A 19893-nucleotide genomic window follows, 5' to 3' on the forward strand; every position below is an offset into this window, starting at 1 on the left:
GTCGTTACTATGAATCATACAGCGAGCACAACGATAGAACCTGCGGACAAAAGCCTTTTTTCTCGTCTAAATTTGAAAGCGCTTACACCGTATGGATTTCTTCTGCCGTTTCTGATCATTTTTTCTGTATTTGGGATCTTCCCGCTGTTGTTCTCTGTTTACCTGTCGTTCCACGAGTGGAACCCGGTAAGAGGCATGGATGCGATGGAGTTCGTTGGTTTTGAGAACTATCACATTGCTTTAACGGACCCATGGCTATGGCGTTCATTGAAGAACACGCTTTGGCTAGCAATCACTTCAGGCGTGGCTCAGCACTTAGTCGCTATTCCAGTGGCTTACATGTTGGTTTCAATGGGTGACCGTATGCGTCACTGGCTAACATCGGCGTACTTTCTACCGTTCATTACATCAACGGTCGCAGCGTCACTGATTTTCTTCAATATGTATTCTCCTAACTCAGGAATTATTAACCAAACGCTGATGGCTCTGGCCGATAGCACGCTGTTTGGTTGGGCATTCGCTTGGGTTAACGATTTCCAACCAATCCGTTGGTTAGACGATGCCACTATGGTGAAGCCGTCTATCGCAATCATGGTTTTCTGGAAATACACCGGTTTTAACATCGTCCTTTACACCACGGGTTTAATGACGATTCCTAAAGACATCTTAGAAGCTGCACGTATGGATGGTGCTAATGCCTTCCGCCGCTTCTGGAACATTTCACTACCAATGATTCGTCCATTCATCTTCTTTGCTATCACGATGACCATCATCGGTAACCTGCAAATGTTTGAAGAACCGTTCGTCCTAACACGTGGTACAGGTGGTACTGGCCAATCTGGTTTAACTATCTCGATGTACCTCTACAAAGTGGGCTGGGAATGGCTAGAAATGGGCACCGCATCTGCTATCTCGTGGTTACTGTTTGCTCTCATCGCGACTTGTACATTGGTTCAATTTTTACTCTTCGGTAAGAAAGGCTTAGGGGAACATTAAGATGTCGACATCAATTAAGACAAATACCTCACCACTAAGTGGACTGATACCAAGCGAACGCAGCATGTTCATTCTGACTAAGATCTTGATGGTCATGCTAGGTATCTTACTGGTTGTTTCAGCGCTAATTACCGTCTTTCCATTTGTATGGTCGGCACTGCTATCAACTCGTGACCGTTCTGAAATTTTCGGTACGGGCATTAGCTTTGCGATTGGCGATAGCCTGGCGATTAACTACGCCAAATTGCTTGAAATCATGCCGTTTTGGAAAGCGATGTTTAACTCGATTTACGTGGCTTTCTTAGGCACCACCATCTCGCTGCTGTTTTGTAGCATGGGTGGCTACGCGTTTGCTGTGTTTAAGTTCCGCGGTAAGAACGTGTTGTTCGGCATGCTGGTTGGCTCAATGGCGATCCCGCCGGTGCTTAGCTTGATCCCTTACTTCATGATCGTGAAATTCTTAGGCTTGCTGGATAACCACATGGCGGTATGGCTACCGTTCACCACCACACCATTTGGTATCTTCTTGATGCGTCAGCACGTGATTGCATCGATTCCAAAAGAGCTACTTGAAGCCGCGAAATTGGATGGTGCTGGTGAGTTCAGAACGTACTGGAGCGTGGTACTGCCACTGATGAAGCCTGCACTGGCAACGCTTGCGATTGTTCAGTTCGTTTTCTTCTGGAACATGTTCATGCAGCCTCTCGTGGTGCTAAACAACCCAGATAACTATGTTATTACGCAAGCACTTCGAAGTGTTCAAGGTATTCCGAATACGCCATGGGGCGCGGTAATGCTAGGTACCACAATTTCTATTTTACCGCTCGTGATTACTTACTTGTTCGCATCGAAACAGATGATCAGTGGTTTAACGTCCGGCGCAGTCAAAGGTTAGGTTTAAGGGTTATAACAATGAATAAATATCAACTTCCAAGTGATTCAAAGTTACGCAGTAAGGAATTTGTATTCGGTGTCGCGACATCTTCATACCAAATTGAAGGCGGCGTTGAAGAGGGCGGTCGTACACCGTCTATCTGGGACACTTTCTGTAAGACGCCGGGCAAGGTCGATAACGGCGACAGTGGTGATGTGGCGTGTGACCACTACCACTTATGGCAACAAGATATCGAGATGATTCAAGGCTTAGGCGTTGATGCTTACCGTCTCTCTATTGCATGGCCGCGCATCCTGCCACAAGACGGTGTCGTGAACCAGCAAGGCCTAGAGTTTTACGGTCAGATCATCGATGAGTGTCATGCTCGTGGCATGAAGGTATATGTGACGCTGTATCACTGGGATCTTCCGCAATACCTTGAAGATAAAGGCGGCTGGTTAAACCGTGAAACGTCTTACAAATTCGCAGAATACGCAGAAGTGGTGAGCAAATACTTTGGTGACAACATCGATGTGTACACCACGCTTAATGAACCGTTTGTGTCTGCATTCCTAGGCTACCGCTGGGGCGAACACGCGCCAGGAATCAAAGGTGAAAAAGAGGGCTACCTAGCATCTCACCACCTAATGCTGGCACACGGTTTGGCTATGCCGATCCTTCGTAACAATGCCCCTCATGCTAAGCATGGTGTGGTATTCAACGCGACTCCTGCTTACCCGCTGACGCCACAAGATCAAGCGGCAGCAGATTATTGCGAAGCCGAGAACTACCACTGGTTCATCGACCCAGTATTGAAAGGCGAATACCCACAGTTAGTGGTTGAGCGCCAAGCGATGAACATGCCGATGATTCTAGAAGGCGATTTAGACATCATCAGCGCACCAGTCGATTACATCGGTATCAACTACTACACACGCAATGTCGCTCGCTTCAATGAGAACGGCGACATTGAATCAGTAAAACAGACTGACGCAGAACACACTTACATCGGCTGGGAAATTAACCCACAAGGTTTAACTGATTTATTGGTAAGACTGGATGCTCGTTACGAAAATATGCCACCTATCTACATTACAGAGAACGGTGCTGCAGGCAACGACGAGCGTGTTAACGGACAAGTGATGGATGACCAACGTGTTCGCTATTTCCAAGGTCATATCGAAGCGGTTCACAACGCGGTTGAAGCGGGTGTGAAAGTCGACGGTTACTTCGCTTGGAGCTTGATGGATAACTTTGAGTGGGCATTCGGCTACTGCCAGCGTTTTGGCATTGTCCATGTTGACTACACCACCCAAGAAAGAACATTGAAACAGAGCGCAATTGCGTACCGAAATATGCTGCTAGAGCGCCCTGAGGAGAACAGATAATGGCTAAAGTAGAATTTAAGAACATCAAAAAATCATTCGGTGATGTTGAAGTCGTCAAAGAGTTTGATTTTACGGTTGAAGACGGTGAGTTCGTGGTTTTCCTTGGCCCATCTGGCTGTGGTAAATCGACAACGCTACGCATGCTTGCTGGCCTTGAAAGTATCAGTTCTGGTGACATCGTGGTTGGCGGCAAGCTGATGAATAAAGTCGACGCGAAAGACCGTGACTTAGCGATGGTATTCCAAAGCTACGCACTGTACCCACATATGACGGTGTACGAGAACATCGCCTTTGCGCTAAAACTGAAGGGCATGCCAAAAGCAGAAATCGACGTAGAAGTGCTAAAAGCAGCGAAAATGCTAGAGCTTGACCCGCTACTGAACCGTAAGCCAAAAGAGCTTTCTGGTGGTCAACGTCAACGTGTGGCAATGGGTCGTGCGATGGTTCGTACGCCTAAGGTTTTCTTGTTTGATGAGCCGTTATCTAACCTAGATGCAAAACTTCGTGGCGTGATGCGTGAAGAGATCAAACACCTACATCGTGAACTTAAAACCACTACGATCTACGTAACCCACGATCAGATCGAAGCGATGACATTGGCGGATCGCATCGTGATCCTGAAAGACGGCTATGTTGCTCAAGTTGGTACACCAACCGAGGTGTTCCAGCGTCCTGCAAACAAGTTTGTCGCGCAATTCATTGGTAACCCGTCAATGAACATGTTGGAAGCAAAACTGATTGAAAAAGAAGGCGAGTACTTCGTTGAAATCGGCGATGTTCAGATCCCACTGCCTGAGCGCTTTAAGTCTCTGGCGTCTAAGAACCTAGCGCTGCATTTTGGTGTTCGTCCAACAGACATTCACCTACGTGCCGAGCAAGTTGACCACGACCGCGTGCTGCCATTCCCTGTGAAAATCAAAGACAAGGAATTACTGGGCGCAAGCATTCTTCTGAAAACAGAAATTGGCGGTCAACCGTTGATGGTTGAAACCCAAGCGGCTGAAGTCGATGTAAAAGATCTGACGCTTTATTTGGATTTGGATGCTTTCCACTTGTTCGATGCTCTGAGTGAGAACTCGCTAGCGAGCTAGCCAATCAATTTAAATCAGTCATTGAGCTGACACCAACCAACTTACGACAAATTGTTTTGGCTCCTCCTGATTTGGGAGGGGCTAGGGATAGTGATGATGAAATTCGGATATTTTGACGATAAAAGCAAAGAATACGTAGCAACCACACCGTGTACGCCGATCAAATGGTGTAACTATGTCGGCACATTAGATTTCGGTGGCATTGTTGATAGCAACGGTGGCGTGTTGTTGTGTAAGGGCGATCCTGCACTCAACCGTATCACTAAGTACATTGCTCAACTGCCAAACTCAGACTTCAAAGGCTCGACCATGTACCTTAAGGTGCGTGACGAAGCGGGCAACGTAGAGGTGTTCTCACCTTTCTACACGCCAACCTTGAAGCCGTTAGATAAGTTCGAAAACCACACTGGTTTGTCATACACCACCATCATTGCAGAAGCCTTTGGTGTGCGTTGTGAAGCGACGTTCTTTGTACCAAGAGCTGACCAAGTACTGCTACAAGACATCAAAGTAACCAACATTTCAGACAAAGCACTGCACGTTGATGTGGTACCTGTGTATGAATTTACACACTTCGATGCGCTTAAACAGCTACTCAATGCGGACTGGGTGCCACAAACCATGACGCTGAAAGCGCATCAGCAAGAGTCGGGTCATACCGTGCTTGAGCAGTATGCTTTCATGAAGCGTGACTACGCGGTGAACCTGATGACAGCGGATCGCCCTGCGACGTCTTTTGATGGTGATCGCCAATCGTTCCTAGGTAATTTGGGCTACGGCACATGGGCAGCACCAGAAGCACTAAACAATGATGAATTAGGCAACACCGAGTGTTTGCGTGGCGACAACATTGGCGCACTGAACCTGCGTCTAGGTTGGTTATCTCCAGAGCAGACCGAACGTACGATTGTACAAATCGCGCAAGAACAGAGCCTAGAAGCTGCACTGCCTTTACTAGCTAAATATCGTGACCATCAAGTGGTTGACTCGGCCTTCGCTGAACTGGCTGAACATTGGGATGGTTACCTACAAGCGGTTCAGGTTGAAACGCCAGATCCTGCAATGAACTCAATGTTGAACGTACATAACCCACGTCAGTGCCACACAACCAAAAACTGGTCTCGTTACTTGTCTCTGTATCAGCTTGGTTATGGTGCTCGTGGCATCGGTTTTCGTGATTCTTCGCAAGATACTTTAGGCGTAATTACTCACATGCCAGAAGAGGCGCGCGAGTTCATTGAGCGTCTATTGTCTGTTCAGAACACTAACGGTTCTGCGATGCACCAGTTCTTCCCATCAACCATGGAAGCGAACGCGGGTGACTCTCGTGAAGAGGAAGATCGCCCTGATTACTACGGTGATGATCACCTGTGGATCATCTACGCGGTGACGCAATATGTGAAAGAAACGGGCAATGCAGACTTCTTGAATAAAGATATTCCGTTCTATCAAAAAGACAAAGCGGGCAACCCAGTCGAAACGGGAACGGTTTGGGAGCATCTGTGCCGCGCGATTGAATTTACCTACACCAATACTGGTGAGCACGGCCTACCGTTGTTAGGTTTTGCTGACTGGAATGACACGGTAAACCTACCAACGGGTGCTGAGTCGATGATGGTGGCGAACATGTACGGCAAAGCACTACTCGACATGTTGGACTTGTGTGAGCTGCGTGGCGAAGCGCAACTGACGGCTAAGTTTAACGATCAGTACCAACAGATGCAGAGTACGGTGAATGAGTGCGGTTGGGATGGCGAATGGTTTGTTCGTTACTTTGATGAGCAAGGTTTGCCAATCGGTTCTCATAAAAACGAGCAAGGGCAGATCTACACTAACGGTCAAAGCTGGCCTGTGATCTCTGGTTTCGCGACTCAAGAGCGTGCAACGCAAGCCCTAGACTCGGTTTACAACAAGCTGAATACAGCGAATGGCATTAAGCTTTCAACTCCTGGTTACAACGGATTTGATCCACAGTTAGGTGGTGTTTCAACTTACCCACCAGGTGCAAAAGAGAACGGCGGTATCTTTTTGCATTCAAACCCATGGGTGATGATCGCAGAAGCGAAAATGGGCAACGGTGAGCGTGCTTACGAGTACTACCGTCAAATCAACCCGGCTTCTAAGAACGATGACATAGATACTTTTGAATCTGAACCTTACTGCTACCCACAAAACATTCTGGGTGACGAGCACAAACAGTTCGGTTTAGGGCGTAATGCGTGGCTTTCAGGTACTTCATCTTGGACATACGTTGCGGGTACGCAATGGATTCTGGGTGTTCGCCCTGAAGTGGATGGCTTGCTGGTGGACCCTTGTATTCCGGCAGAATGGCCAGAATTCAAAGTCCGTCGTCAGTTCCGTGGTGCGACATACCATATTCATGTCACTAACCCGAATAACGTGTGTAAAGGTGTGGTAGAGATGAAGGTAAATGGTGACCTGATTTCAGGTAATAAAGCGCCAGTATTTACCTCTGGTGAGCACACCATCGAGGTGATTTTAGGTTAACAAAGAGAAGGGCGCTTTATGCGCCCTTTATTGCTTTTTGGTTTCTCTTTAGTGTCGCTTTATTTTGGTTGCATCACTGTGGTTGATAGCTGGCTTGGCATTGCCAAGTAAAGGTCTGAGATTGGTTCGGGCTAAGCGTCAATAAGCCTATCTGGTTATTGAATGCATCAGCTGGGCAAGTCATTGGTTCTATTGCAATACTTTGTTCGCTAGTCGGCGTGTAAAGCTGAACGAATGGGTAGCTTGCATCTTGTTGATAGCGAATAGCGGCAGACGAATCTGAGCGTGTAAACGCAAGTTGGTTGGTTGTCTTGGAATCAAATTCAAAGCAGTGATTTAAGCTTTGATTGGCGAGTGAATCACCCAAAGACAAACAGTCAAAAGCCAGTTTTTCACCATTGGGTAGGTCGTTTTCGTGTATGACCTCAGAGCAAGGCGACATAGCGAGTCCACATTGTGCTAGCTCAGTACCGAGTGAAAAATAAGGGTGCCAAGCATCTCCGAATGGGAAGGCGGAATCACTCAAATTAGAGACGGTCGTTGAGGAAGTGAGTTTACCCGTGGTATCGATAGTGAAGGTGACTTCAAGGTTGAACGCAAACGGGAAAGCAGGATGCAAAGATGACGTTTGATACTGCAACGTCACACTGGCGGATTCTTCAGTGGCTACGCTGTTTGTGATTGAAAAAGGTTGGTTGTAGAGCAGGCCGTGTACGGCGTGATCAGACCAAGGAAAGTTAGCTGGGAGTTGATGGTTTTGGTTATCGAAACTGTAACGACCTAAGTTTAAACGGTTTGGAAAAGGGAATAATTTAGCACTGCGGGAAAAGAACGGATGTTGGTTGATCAGTTCATCATAATTCTGATAGCCACAAATAAAAGAGAATGGACTGTTATTTACGGTATATTTATTAATAACAGCACCAAATCCATTGATTATTTGAAGTTCTATACCATGTTGGTGGTTTATTAATGTGACAGAGTCAATATTTCCAAATTTTTCATTTATAATTTTAAACATGTTGATGTCTCCATTTTAAAAAGATATTAACAAGAAGAAAAAAATATTCAATGGCGGTTTTAAAATGAATAATAAAATTCCATATACGAGCTACTCAGGAAATTCGGAACACTTATGTAAAAAAGGTGATGCAGTTGAATTTATTCAACCTTGGTACACGCCAATTTCTACCACACCAGAAAATACCGGTATGGCGGTGGGCGGAATTGGTAACACATTTACACTGACGCCAAACGGGAAAACACCAAATTTCAGCTTTATTCCGGGGATATTTGTCGATTGTTCAGAGCAAGTTATTAATTTTAATGATTTTTATGCTTCTGTGATGAATGTGCCGACCATCGATACGCTGCAAGTCAGTGATGAGCAAGAGCTGAGCGTTCACCTGAACTTTTATCCTGCCTTGTTCGATGGCAACAAGATCGAAAGCAAAAACATATCGAATGCGATTAACCTGATTCGATCAGCATTAAAAAATGGTCGCTTCTACCAAGAAAATAAAGCTAACTTTACAAAGTGGAACGTTGAGTTTTCAAATAAGACTCAATTATTGATTGAAGAAGATTCTGCTTCAACAATTTGTCAATTATATGTCGCCTTAGATTTCTTTAATGGTTTATTAACAAATGATACAACGAAGTTATTATCGCTTACCGCGGGTGATAATAATCACATAGATAGTGTTAATGGCAGAGATATAGAATATCAAGCTTTATATCCATTGGCTGAATATAAATACAATAGCTTCGAAAATATTAATATAAAGCGTAAGGTAGTTTCTCCGATCGTTAAAGAGAACAAACGCCTTTGTTCTTTACCTATGCACTGGAATCACTTCGAATTAACCAATAATTCATCGCAAACGCGCGTGATTACGCTTGCTCAACCGCTACAAAACTTGATTGGTTCAACCTATCAAAAAGGTCGTGATGGCATTCAAGATTCGGCTTGTACCTTATCTCAAAATCCGATTGCTCAGCAGCATGAAGTGGTTAACTTAAAAGGCGAAAGTCACAGCTTTACCGGTGTTCAGCTTTCTAGCCAGTCGCCTTATCAGAGCGATATTGAAGGCGAAGTGGTGTTTGGTGTTCAAGCGGATAACCATTTGACGAAATCTGGCAAGGTCTCGATTTCTGTGAAGCCAACGCTTTACACCTCTAAGAGTGCTCAGCAAACAGAGTTCGCACTGAAAACAGGCCGCACAAACACTGAGTTCCAAACCGGTATCTACACAGGGCGTGAAGCTCTAAGCGCATTGGTGGTGGTTCAGGTTGAATTGGAACCTGGCGAGTCTGTTGACCTGCGTTTTGCACAGGTCATGGCGCACAGCAAAGTCATGCTTAATGGTTGGCACTCAGATAAGGCTTACACGCAATTCTACCCGCAAGTAAAGCCGGCTCTGCCGATGTTAGAAGAGGTATTGCCAGAATTAGAAGCGATTGAGCAACAGATCGTCGAACAACAAACAGCTTTCCTCGAACAAGCTCAAAGCAAGATATCGCAGCCAGAATCGGCATTGCGTTATGCGACGATGGCAATGAACTCATTGTCCTTCCTAGCCGAATCAACGGTATGGGATAAAGAAGATAAATTCTTGGTGAAAGAGTGTGTCGACTACCCATTCTTTAACTCGCTGGATGTGTATTTCTACGGCTCATTCTCACTGCTTTATTTGTTGCCTGAGCTTGATGGCTGTGTGATGAAAGAGTTCTCGAAAGCCATTTTGGCAGAAGACTTTACCGAGCGCCGATACTGGGAATATGAAGCGACGCCTAATGCCGAATTGATTGATGACAAGTACCAAGGCGTGCGTGCTATTCGAGGTGCGGTGATCCACGACTTGGGCAGTCCATTCGACATCCAGCCAGATGCTTACAGTTGGCACAACGTGAAAGAGTGGAAGGACCTAGCGCCGAAATACATTCTGATGGTGTACCGCCATTATCAAAACACCCAAGATCTCTCTGTGGTTAATGAGTGCTGGCAAGCGGTAACTGAAAGCATCGATTTCTTATCGAACTTGATTGCTGAAGGCGATGATTTACCGCTAACCCGTGGCACAGACGATACCTTTGATAACCTTGCGTCTCACGGCATCTCTATTTACTGCGCGAGCCTTTGGGTTGCAGGTCTGCAAGCCGCGAGCGAACTTGCAAAATTGATGAATGAAAGTGAGTTAGCCGCGGGCTACTTAACGCGTTCTAAAAAGGCGTTGGTAACAGTTGAGCAAAGCTTGTGGGATGAGAAAGAGGGTTACTACCACTTCTTCGTGACTCCTGTTCAAGCCAAGCATTTAACAGGTGCGGGCTACCAAGAACTGGAAACCTTAGGCCTGACTTTGACGGGGGATACGATTGCTGACAAGAACACGCTCAATGCCTATTTAAATGAAACGGATACCTCCATCAACATCAGTAAGGTATCTCAAAGAGTCTCTAAGAAACGCTTGCTGAGTGAGACCGCGCCTCAAGCCTTTACACAAGAATACTTAGATTTAGTGCCAGATTCCGACAACAGCTTTGGCGATGCCTTGTTGGCTGACAGCTACCTTAAGCTCATTGGTTTAGAAGGTATTTTCCCGCAAGAGAATATCCAACGCGCATTGGACTATGTTTATAAGCATAACTTCGAAATTAACAGTCCTGAGTTGGGTGTTGCGAATATGACGTTAGCCGATGGCTCTCCACATGAAGCATTTCAGGCACAAGATGTGTGGATTGGTGTTCAGTTTAGTGTGGCAACAGCGTTGAACTTAGCGGGTAAATCGCAGCAAGCAGAAACATTGATGGATACCGTGTATACCGCACTCTATGACTATTCGAAAATTCCATTTGCAGCGCCAGAGGGGTTCAATTGCTCTGTGTCTGTCAATGAGAAAGATCTTATAAAAGCATTTAAATTGTCGCAAAATGATGCGAAAAGCTGGCTAAGTGTGCTTAAATATCAAAACTGTGTACTGTCTGACGGTCGTATCAACCCAACATTGACGAAAGATACTGATAATTTTGTTAAAATGTTGAGCGGTGAAATCCCGCTAGAAAAGCTGGCTGGCTTGCACAAATGGCTACTGAGTACTGGCTTGAAATACACGGCTGGTCGCTACTTTAGACCGGGGATGATCTTCGCCTACTTGTATTAACTTAATGACACGATTTTCAGCTAAAGCAGTGGTATGCAGGTTGAAGCTGATGGGGAGCTTAAAGCTCCCCGAATGTCACTTGATTAGGGTATCGAGATGCGCACTAAAACAAAAAAAACAACAGTATACGATGTGGCAAGACTGGCTGGTGTTTCTCCCAGTACCGTGTCTCGCTTCCTTAATCGAACCACTTATGTGTCGGATGATAAAAGCCAAAACATTGAGCAAGCCATTAAAGACACGGGCTACAAACCTAACTTCCAAATGCAAGAAAACACCAACCGACGTTCGCTCACTATTGGTGTCTTGGTGCAACACCCTGATAGCCCTTACACCAGTCGTATCCTCAACGACATGGAAAAAACTCTGATCGCTCAAGGCTATTCATTAGTGATCGCAACAGGGCATTGGCAGAAAAAGCTAGAAATGCACGCGTTGGAGTATCTGGCGAAAAGTAACGTGGATGGCATGATCATCGTGACAGGCAGTATTACTCAGGAAGAGATTGCTAAGTATGCACAAGACATCCCTATCGTGATGGTTGGCTACGATTTTGTTGAGAATAATGTCCGCTCCATCAATATCGACAACGTGTTGGGTGGCTATATGGCAACCCTACATTTACTGCAACAAGGACATGTGAATATTGCTCACATCAAGGGGTTATCAAGCCAGCCTGATGCAGGTAATCGCTTTGAAGGCTATAAGAAGGCCCTTCAAGAGGCCGGTATTAAGGTGATGCCAAAACTGGTCAAGCAGGGCGATTTTAGTAGTGAATCTGGCTACGAGAAAACGATAGAGTTGATAGAGTCAAAGATTCACTTCTCAGCCTTGTTTGCTGCAAATGACCAAACGGCTTACGGCGCGATTAAGGCATTGCATGATCACGGTTATAAAGTGCCAGAAGATGTGTCTGTGATTGGCTTTGATGACTTGCCTACGTCTAAGTATTTCACGCCAGCACTGACGACGCTGAGACAGCCGATTGAAGAGATTGGTGAGGTGTGTGCTCAGTCGATCTTGAACTTGTTATCTGGCGAGCGGCATGAAGCTCGACTACCACCCATTGATTTAATCGTCAGAGAGTCGACCAAGTCATTGTATCGTTAATTTCAGACAAGCCTCAAGGTGGTGCGCCCGTGATGATTCGTATTGATGTCAGTGCGAACCATGGTGTAGGAGTGTCGCTGAGTAAAACTATTGTTCTTGCTGCTGATATTTACGCCTTCACAATGTTCAATATAGGGCAGGTAAGCTAAAACACTTCTGCCCCATTGTCAGCTAGAGTAAATACTCATTCACACCCTGTTCGTGGGCTTTTGCCCTACTAAAAGTTATCCATTCATCTAATGGCGTTCGTCGTAAACCCCGTTCTGTATCACGGGGGAAAATTCAACGTAACTTCGGAGTGTGCGGACTATCGGTCAAGGCGTCTTACATTAGTTCATAAGCCAATTTGGTTATTGATTCTGTTCTTCTCTTAGTCTGCTCTTCGTTTCAATTGTTCAAATCAAAATAACCTTTATACATTCAATGTTAACAAGAGAGGCGGACGCTACCCTATAGTTACCTAGCGAAATTCCTACGCTCAAATGGGCATACGAAGCCATTTCCAAACTAGGTGAACGGACACGCATTGCCAGTTGGGGAACCATGTGGCTTGGCTGGGACAAACTACAGGATATACTTAGTGGATACTATCTGAGCAAGGAAACGACTGGATTTATGGGTTTTTAGACTGATTTCTGATCAAGAGACAGGTATGAGACTGCATGGGTAGAAACGTTGGATAGAGCTGTCAAAAGGGCTTTGATTCAATGACCACTATAAAAATCGTCGGTACGGAAAATTAACCGCATTCAATATGGCCTAGAACAATGTTCTGCATAGTACAATATGATATGTTACGCACATAATTTGGGTTGTTGTTATGAGAACCCCATCATCCATATTTGGGAAGTATTATGTCTGAGTCTAGTAATTCATATTTTAAATCTTTAGTTGAACTTGCTTCCGAGTCTTGGCGCTTTGCCAAGGCAAATGAGCGTGTTTTAGCCAAATTGGCTATGAAAGATCAAACTCGCTTTCAAAGTCAGCTGAAGTGGTTTGTTAAAAAGATTGCTGATGAGCTGGAGACTAGCGGTTTGAAAATTATCGATTTAGAAGGTCAAGATTACGATGCTGGCATGGCTGTATCTGCGATAAATATTGATGATTTTGACGAAAGTGAAGAGCTATATATTGACCAAGTACTATCCCCTTTGATTATGAGTGAAAAGGGTATTGAACAGATGGGTACAGTTATTCTTGGGAGTAAAAAATGAAAAACTTTGTTGGCATAGATCTGGGTACTACGAACAGTGCGATAGCATCATTTGATGGTCAAAAAACAAAAATTTGGAAAAGCCCTGAACAAAATGACATTACCCCATCTGCAATTTATCTCGATAGACGAGGAAATAAGTTAGTTGGACAACGAGCTTATGAACAAGCTGCTCGCAGTCCAAGTAATTCAGCTGTACTTTTTAAAAGGTTGATGGGAACGAGTACCCCAATAGAATTTAAAGCCGTTCATGAAGTAAAGACACCAGAGCAGTGCTCTGCTGAAGTTTTGAAAACGCTCTATGGATACTTGAATGAAGAGCTTCGACTAGACCCAGAAACCGGTGTTGTTATTACCGTTCCAGCAGCATTCAACCAAATGCAAAAAGATGCAACTGTTGATGCAGCTAACTTGGCCGGTATAAATAACGTTGCTTTGATGCAAGAACCAGTTGCCGCTGTAATGAGCGTTATGAAAGAAGGGGCATTGGATGGTACCTTTCTTGTTTACGATTTAGGTGGTGGCACTCTTGATATTGCGATCGCAGAAAGTCATAGAGGTAAAGTAAACCTTCTATCTCATGGTGGCATTGCTATGTGTGGAGGTCGTGATTTTGACCGACTCCTTATGGATAAAATTGTTAAACCATGGTTAAGAAATAACTTCAATTTGCCTGATAACTTTCTCGTCGAGCCTAAGTATTCAACCATGGTGAGAATGGCAAACTATGCGGCCGAGAGGGCTAAGATTGAGTTATCATCCAAAGAGGCAGCCGTAATTTCATTGTCAGAAACAGAGATAAGAGAGTTTGATCTCGACGGTGAAGAGATATATTTAGATATCGAGATTTCTAGAGATGAGTTTGACCATTTAATTAATAATTTAGTTCTAGAGTCTGTAGAGGCTGCACGAGAGGCTTTATCAAAAGCGCATCTTACTCCTGATTATATTGAGAGAGTTGTATTTGTTGGCGGACCAACTAATTACAAGCCGCTTCGTGACAAGGTTTGTTTTGAATTGGGGATTAAGGGTTCAACCGAAGTAAACTCGATGACAGCTGTAGCTGAAGGCGCAAGTATTTTTGCAGAGTCAATAGATTGGACTACACAAAATCGTGAAAGAAAGTCATCTCGTGGGGTCATTGAGTCTAAGGGAGCACTATCTTTGGTATTCAAATTTCAAGCTAGAACTCCTAATAAAGCATCGAAGATAGCAATTAAATTTGATGACTATACCGAGGGTTATGAATATCAAGTCGATAGTATAAGCACTGGTTGGACGTCGGGTAGAGTTGCTCTTGAAGCTATGTCAACGATCACCGTCCCACTGGGAATTATGGGGGAAAACCTATTTAAAGTGTTCGTATTTGACCCTTTAGGTACTACGGTAGCAATAAAAGATAGTCAAATATCTATTACAAAAACATCTGCAACAGTAGAGGCTATACCAGCATCCCACTCGATCTCGATCGAAGCATTGAGTAGTTTAGGTGGTAAATCTAGCTTGTCGTACTTAGTCAAATCAGGCGACTCGTTGCCGGTTAAAGGTACAAAGATGTTTAAGGCTGCAGAAACTCTTAGAGCAGGCACGGACAATAGTATAAATATAAAGCTTTGGGAAGGTGACATAGAGGATCCTGTAACAGACAACAGACCAGTGGGTGTGCTGAAAGTTTCTGGCCATGATTTTGAGGTTGGAGTCGTACCAGCGGGTGCTGACATTGAGTGTATTTATGAAATTTTTGATTCCGGTGCGATCAATTTAGAGGTATCAATACCATGTATTGGTGGTGTATTTAACGCAGGCAAGAACTTCTACTCTCGACAAGAGAACCAAATCAACCATGCTGATTCAAAAGCAATTATTTCTATGGAAGCCGATAGCTTAAAAGAGCGAGTTAGCGAGATACGAGATATTCTAGATAATGATGAAATCAATCGAGTATTCGAAAATGTGACTTTGGCAGAAGACAAAAATCAAAGGGCAGTCACCCCAGAAGAATCTCAGGAAGCAATGGAAAAGCTACTGGAAGCCAAGCGTCAGTTGTCAAAAGTTAGAAGTCAGAACTTATCAACTATCAGAGCATTAGAGTTCGATAAGATGAAAAATACTTATAGTGAATATATTGAACAGTATGCTGAAGAATCAGATCACGCAGTGGTTATAAAGCTTATGAATACTGCCCAAAATGCAATTGCAAGTAAGTCACATGACTTTGAGGTGGCAATGGATGAACTACGCTCAAAGAATTTTGAAATTCTGTATAAACAAGACTGGTTTGTTGTTGAGCAGTTTAAGGTTTTGTGTTCTGAAGAGGCTGCGTTTATTGATAAAGCTAAGTTTAACGAATGTGTGCAGCAAGGTATACATTGTATCGAGAATAACAATATAGATGAATTAAGAACAGTAAACTTCCATTTGTTCCAAAACCGAGTGGGTGGTGCTCCTGATCTAGATTCTACAGTCTTTGCGAATATAGTAGAAAGCTAAGATGAACAGCGTGTTATTGCCAATGCGATACAGGTTACCTTCTGGTGAAGTGATTATTGAACGGTTACTTTTAGTAGACTCAGCTGCAATATACAAACTTGATAATAAGACAAATATTATCATCGTAACTCAGGATCTATGCAGCTTATGGGTTAAAAACGACTATTTACCCAGAAATTTGTTTAATTCTATCAATGTGGGTAGTGAAGAATTTCATTATTTTGAAATAGAAGATTGTTTTTCGGTATCTAGTTTTGATACTGGTCTCGGTTTAGTTGATTTTTCGCAGGCTCTATCATTCACTCATGCCTATTTAAATTCGAAAGAAAAACCAGGCAGCACTAAAAATAGTCTCTTTGTAGAAAAGTACTCAGTGCTTCTGCCTTTAGATTTAAGTAGTGATCTTGACAACGAGCTGTCTTATAAGTTGTGGTTAACAAATGGTGTGAGCCTTAAGGACAGTTCTTTCAAGGCAGTATCAAAATTAACTCCGTTGAATGATGCTGAGCTTGAAGAGTGCTTTGAGTTAGCTGGAGTGGACTATGTATTAGAACCGTCAGACTCTACTGTGAATGAGTCTTTGTGCGAGTTTGAGCTGTTTGGCAGAGAGTCACTGGAAGAGTTTGTCAATGAGTACATAGTTGATGTAATAAACCACCGTGACTCTTATAGGAAAATGGGTATCGAGGGACCGTCATCTTTTATCCTATATGGCCCACCCGGATGCGGGAAAACATATGCTGCGGAAAAGCTCGTGAATCACTTGGGCTGGCCAGTTTTTAAGGTGGACTCTGCATCAGTAGCAAGTCCCTACATTCATGAAACAAGCAAAAAAATTTCTGAAGTATTTAATGAAGCAATGAGGTGCTCGCCTAGCGTTATTCTCATCGATGAAATGGAATCCTATACATCAAATAGAAGTACAGCCAAAGACCATAAACTTGAAGAGATTAATGAGTTTCTAAGACGGATACCAGAAGCTATAAATGCTGGCGTGTTGATTATAGGAATGACGAACTTCATCGAAGATATTGACCCAGCGCTAAAGCGTAAAGGCCGTTTTAACCATCTGATAGAAATCGGTATTCCAAATGAAAGCGAGATCAGGGCTTCATTAAATTTTTTGACGCAAGGGTTACCACTTGAAAGTGAAGTAATTAAAGATGAAGTCATTGATAGTTTGATTGGGCGTACGTTGGCAGATATTGACTTCGTAGTGAAAGAGGCTGCTAGAAAAACTGCAAAAGACAGAATAAGTACACTTGGTCACAATGAGTTAATGTCTGCGATTGAATTGTTACCGATGATACCTTCAATTAATAAAAATAAAATCGGATTTCTGTGACTATGAATATTAAAGAAAACCCATTCTTTCTCTTAAACGCAACATTACGTAATACTAGAGCTGAACTTTCAGAGCTAGAAGAAGAGTTTAGTTTGTTCAATGACTCAGACCGAGATCTTTTAAGTGAAGTAATCTCCCCTCGCTTGAGAGCTCAGTCAGAGTTAGGTTGGTTGATTGGAGTGACAGAACCAACTGTTCTCCGAGCACTTGCCATTAAATCACTAAATGATCTTATCGATCTTAGACATTTACACGCACTAGATCAGTTGAACTTAATTTCGTCATCATTGAGCCTTTACAAAGGTGAAAGTCACAAACTTGTCAAAGATTCAATTTTGAGGTTAGCGGACCTTTTTGAAGGTTTACACCTCCGTTTAGATGAAGTCATGATTCTGCTTAATCAAGAGAGAAAGTACTCTGGTTTCCCATTATTAAGTGATACTTCACAGCTAGAGGACGGAGTTAATCTGCGAAAGGACTACTTCAATCAGTCTATTAAAGACTCATTGGATAGGTTGGATAGTCAGATGCTGGTATCTTTAGTAACTGATATTGTTGATAAAAATTCAATGAGTGGTGTTAGGCAGTGCTATACACTTGTTCAAGATCTAGTTGATTATTATGAGGTGGCCACAAAGCATGCTCTTGCTGAAGAAACTGCATCTATTGAGTCGTTGATTGAAAATATCATGACAATGACCACTAGTCAGTACTCGAATGACCATTTGGACCAACTTATATCGAAACTAATAACTAGCCTAAGAGGCTGGGATACAATAGCTCAACCTATTCAAGTTAGTTTCCAAGGGAAAGGGTTAGAGCATGAAGAGAGCAAAGAATTGGCGTACAAAGTTCGCGATCTTAGTTTGTATATGTTCAATGAAATGCTTCAAGATGACATAACAAAAAAACTAAGCGAGATTAGCCTTGAGCTTTTTGGAGAAGTAACCAGCTTTTCAGAGCGTGTGGAAAAAGACATTGCCGACATTAAAGATATTGAGTTTGAAAGACAGCAAAGAGCTGAAAATGAAGCTAGGGAACAAGTAAAACATGAGCTTGAGATGGCTTATAGCGCTGAGATAGGTCTTGCTTTCAAAGACGAATTGAAGATTAGCGCATCAGGTATTTCTTGGAAAGGGGCTTTTGTTAGGTTTGAAGATATTACTTTCTATAGCTATCAAGTAATAAGCAGAAGCCTAACGACAGATTATATATTTGAATATGGTGGCACTAATCGTACTTACAAAATAACCACAAAGAAACAGGAGCATTTTAGCGCCTTGTTAGATAGGTTTTGGAAAGGTACTGGTTATAAGCTGATGATAAATTTTGCAATTGATGTTGTGTGCAAAGCAAAGGATCATTTTTCTGGTATTGGTGTTCGAGACGATGGGCTCGTTCTACACAGGAAAAAGTTTCTTCGAGCGAGTGAGCCAGTTTTGGTGCCATGGAGTCGTTTGTCTTCCAACGTATACAATGGCCAATGTACATACAGTCTTGTTGGAGATAGTAAAGTTAATGCAAGCTTAGATGTCAGTGCTACGAACTACCATATGTTTAGCACACTGGTTAGCGTTATGATGGATAAGAGAGCTTCTCGATTAAGTGAAGTCTTTGGGGTGAATTAGTTTAATGAGTAATAAGAATCCCAAAGGGTTTAGTGGTTTATCACAGCTGCACTCAAAGAGTGAAGACAAAGCTGATTCAGTCGAATCTGATTTTCAGTCTGACCCCTCTACAGACACCATAACAACGCCCCTATCTAAGACTCAGTCTGGTTCACAGCGTGATAACACTGTAGATGTAGGCTCAGAATCAGAAGTTACGGATGGAACATTACAAGATGAACAACAGGAAGGTAACAAATCGGGTATAAGTTGGGGGTATATATTTGGTTTTTTACTCATTGTCGGTATTTTCATGGCAATAAGTCAGGGTAATGATAGTCCTAGTTCCGTACCTAAGGCTGCTACAGGTAGTAGTTTAGCCAATCCAACAGCAAAGACTCCAACAGCTTCTCAATTAGGAAGTTCGTCTGTCGTAGGTAAAACCAACAAGCCAAGAAATGAGACTCCTAAGCTTCAGTATAATAAACCGCCTGTCGGTTCAAATAATATACTTTCAGTGTCGCAGATTCGTTGGTGTACTCGTGAAATCATGCGTATTGATGCGATGAGAAATATCTTCGATACAAACGGAGGTATAGATGAGTTCAATCGAATTGTTAATGACTATAATAGTAGGTGTAGTAATTATCGCTATCGACAACGAGATCTCTCTAAAGCTGAGCGAGAAGTAGAAACACACAAGTCTACAATTACTACAGAAGCGATACGAGAGGCAAAACTAATTGATCAACGCTTTAAGAAAACATCGAATGTGTCAACTAAGAGCGCTTCAAATAAACCGAACGCCCAGTTAACACGAGAAGTACAACAACTTTTAACCGTCCTAGGATATAAGCCTGGTCCAATTGATGGTGATTACGGACCGGGAACAGCGAGTGCGATAAAGGTTTTCCAGCGTGACTCGGGTTTAGCTCAAACAGGAAGAGTAGATAGAGAACTACTTTCTTCGCTTCGGAGCAAAGAGCGATCTAAATCTTCACTTAATGTTGGAGTCAAAACTAACAACCATCAGAGTAATGGTAATGGAATCCCTGCGAATGCCAAAATTGACTACACAGGTCGTAAATGGGTTTGTAATAGTGGTTACCGA

13 protein-coding genes are annotated in these 19893 nt (G+C 43.3%); 12 read left to right on the forward strand and 1 reads right to left on the reverse strand.

Features of this window, described 5'->3' with window-relative positions:
- Window positions 1–9 precede the first annotated feature (9 nt).
- From AB6D80_RS06415 to AB6D80_RS06435, 5 genes are all read left to right on the forward strand, one after another.
- Complete coding sequence (locus AB6D80_RS06415; RefSeq protein ID WP_009846152.1) at window positions 10–996, forward strand: carbohydrate ABC transporter permease; 987 nt, start codon at window positions 10–12, stop codon at window positions 994–996.
- 1 nt (window position 997) lies between these two features.
- The gene (locus tag AB6D80_RS06420) at window positions 998–1891 is read left to right on the forward strand and encodes a carbohydrate ABC transporter permease (RefSeq protein ID WP_009846153.1); all 894 of its coding nucleotides are present in this window, start codon (window positions 998–1000) and stop codon (window positions 1889–1891) included.
- A gap of 17 nt (window positions 1892–1908) precedes the next feature.
- A complete protein-coding gene (locus AB6D80_RS06425) occupies window positions 1909–3258 on the forward strand; it encodes a GH1 family beta-glucosidase (protein WP_372188063.1) in 1350 nt (449 codons plus the stop codon).
- Window positions 3258–4349 (forward strand): ABC transporter ATP-binding protein, encoded by a 1092-nt coding sequence (locus AB6D80_RS06430; protein ID WP_004732790.1) that lies wholly within the window; start codon window positions 3258–3260, stop codon window positions 4347–4349. Before AB6D80_RS06425 ends, AB6D80_RS06430 begins: the two co-directional genes overlap by 1 nt.
- Window positions 4350–4442: 93 nt before the next feature.
- A complete protein-coding gene (locus tag AB6D80_RS06435) occupies window positions 4443–6857 on the forward strand; it encodes a GH36-type glycosyl hydrolase domain-containing protein (RefSeq protein ID WP_372188064.1) in 2415 nt (804 codons plus the stop codon).
- Between the two features lie 73 nt (window positions 6858–6930).
- On the opposite strand, the gene AB6D80_RS06440 is transcribed toward AB6D80_RS06435, so the two are convergent.
- Entirely contained in the window at window positions 6931–7878 is a 948-nt protein-coding gene (locus AB6D80_RS06440; RefSeq protein ID WP_371704830.1) for an aldose 1-epimerase, read from the reverse strand.
- A gap of 64 nt (window positions 7879–7942) precedes the next feature.
- Here AB6D80_RS06440 and AB6D80_RS06445 point away from each other — a divergent pair, with 64 nt between their 5' ends.
- The 7 genes from AB6D80_RS06445 to AB6D80_RS06475 form a co-directional block, all read left to right on the forward strand.
- Window positions 7943–11017, forward strand: a complete 3075-nt coding sequence (locus tag AB6D80_RS06445; RefSeq protein WP_372188066.1) for a GH116 family glycosyl hydrolase — start codon at window positions 7943–7945, stop codon at window positions 11015–11017.
- A 96-nt stretch (window positions 11018–11113) separates the two neighbouring features.
- A complete protein-coding gene (locus AB6D80_RS06450; RefSeq protein ID WP_372188068.1) occupies window positions 11114–12127 on the forward strand; it encodes a LacI family DNA-binding transcriptional regulator in 1014 nt (337 codons plus the stop codon).
- 854 nt (window positions 12128–12981) lie between these two features.
- Window positions 12982–13341, forward strand: a complete 360-nt coding sequence (locus tag AB6D80_RS06455) for a hypothetical protein (protein ID WP_076655960.1) — start codon at window positions 12982–12984, stop codon at window positions 13339–13341.
- On the forward strand, window positions 13338–15830 hold the full coding sequence (locus AB6D80_RS06460) for an Hsp70 family protein (RefSeq protein WP_076655963.1): 2493 nt from the start codon (window positions 13338–13340) through the stop codon (window positions 15828–15830). Before AB6D80_RS06455 ends, AB6D80_RS06460 begins: the two co-directional genes overlap by 4 nt.
- A 1-nt stretch (window position 15831) precedes the next feature.
- The gene (locus AB6D80_RS06465; protein ID WP_076655965.1) at window positions 15832–17175 is read left to right on the forward strand and encodes an ATP-binding protein; all 1344 of its coding nucleotides are present in this window, start codon (window positions 15832–15834) and stop codon (window positions 17173–17175) included.
- Between the two features lie 2 nt (window positions 17176–17177).
- On the forward strand, window positions 17178–18803 hold the full coding sequence (locus AB6D80_RS06470) for a hypothetical protein (protein WP_102249495.1): 1626 nt from the start codon (window positions 17178–17180) through the stop codon (window positions 18801–18803).
- 4 nt (window positions 18804–18807) lie between these two features.
- On the forward strand, window positions 18808–19893 hold a 1086-nt coding region (locus tag AB6D80_RS06475), incomplete at its 3' end, for a peptidoglycan-binding protein (RefSeq protein WP_371708755.1).

The organism is Vibrio sp. 10N.247.310.17, from assembly GCF_041466605.1.
Classification (GTDB): domain Bacteria; phylum Pseudomonadota; class Gammaproteobacteria; order Enterobacterales; family Vibrionaceae; genus Vibrio; species Vibrio tasmaniensis_A.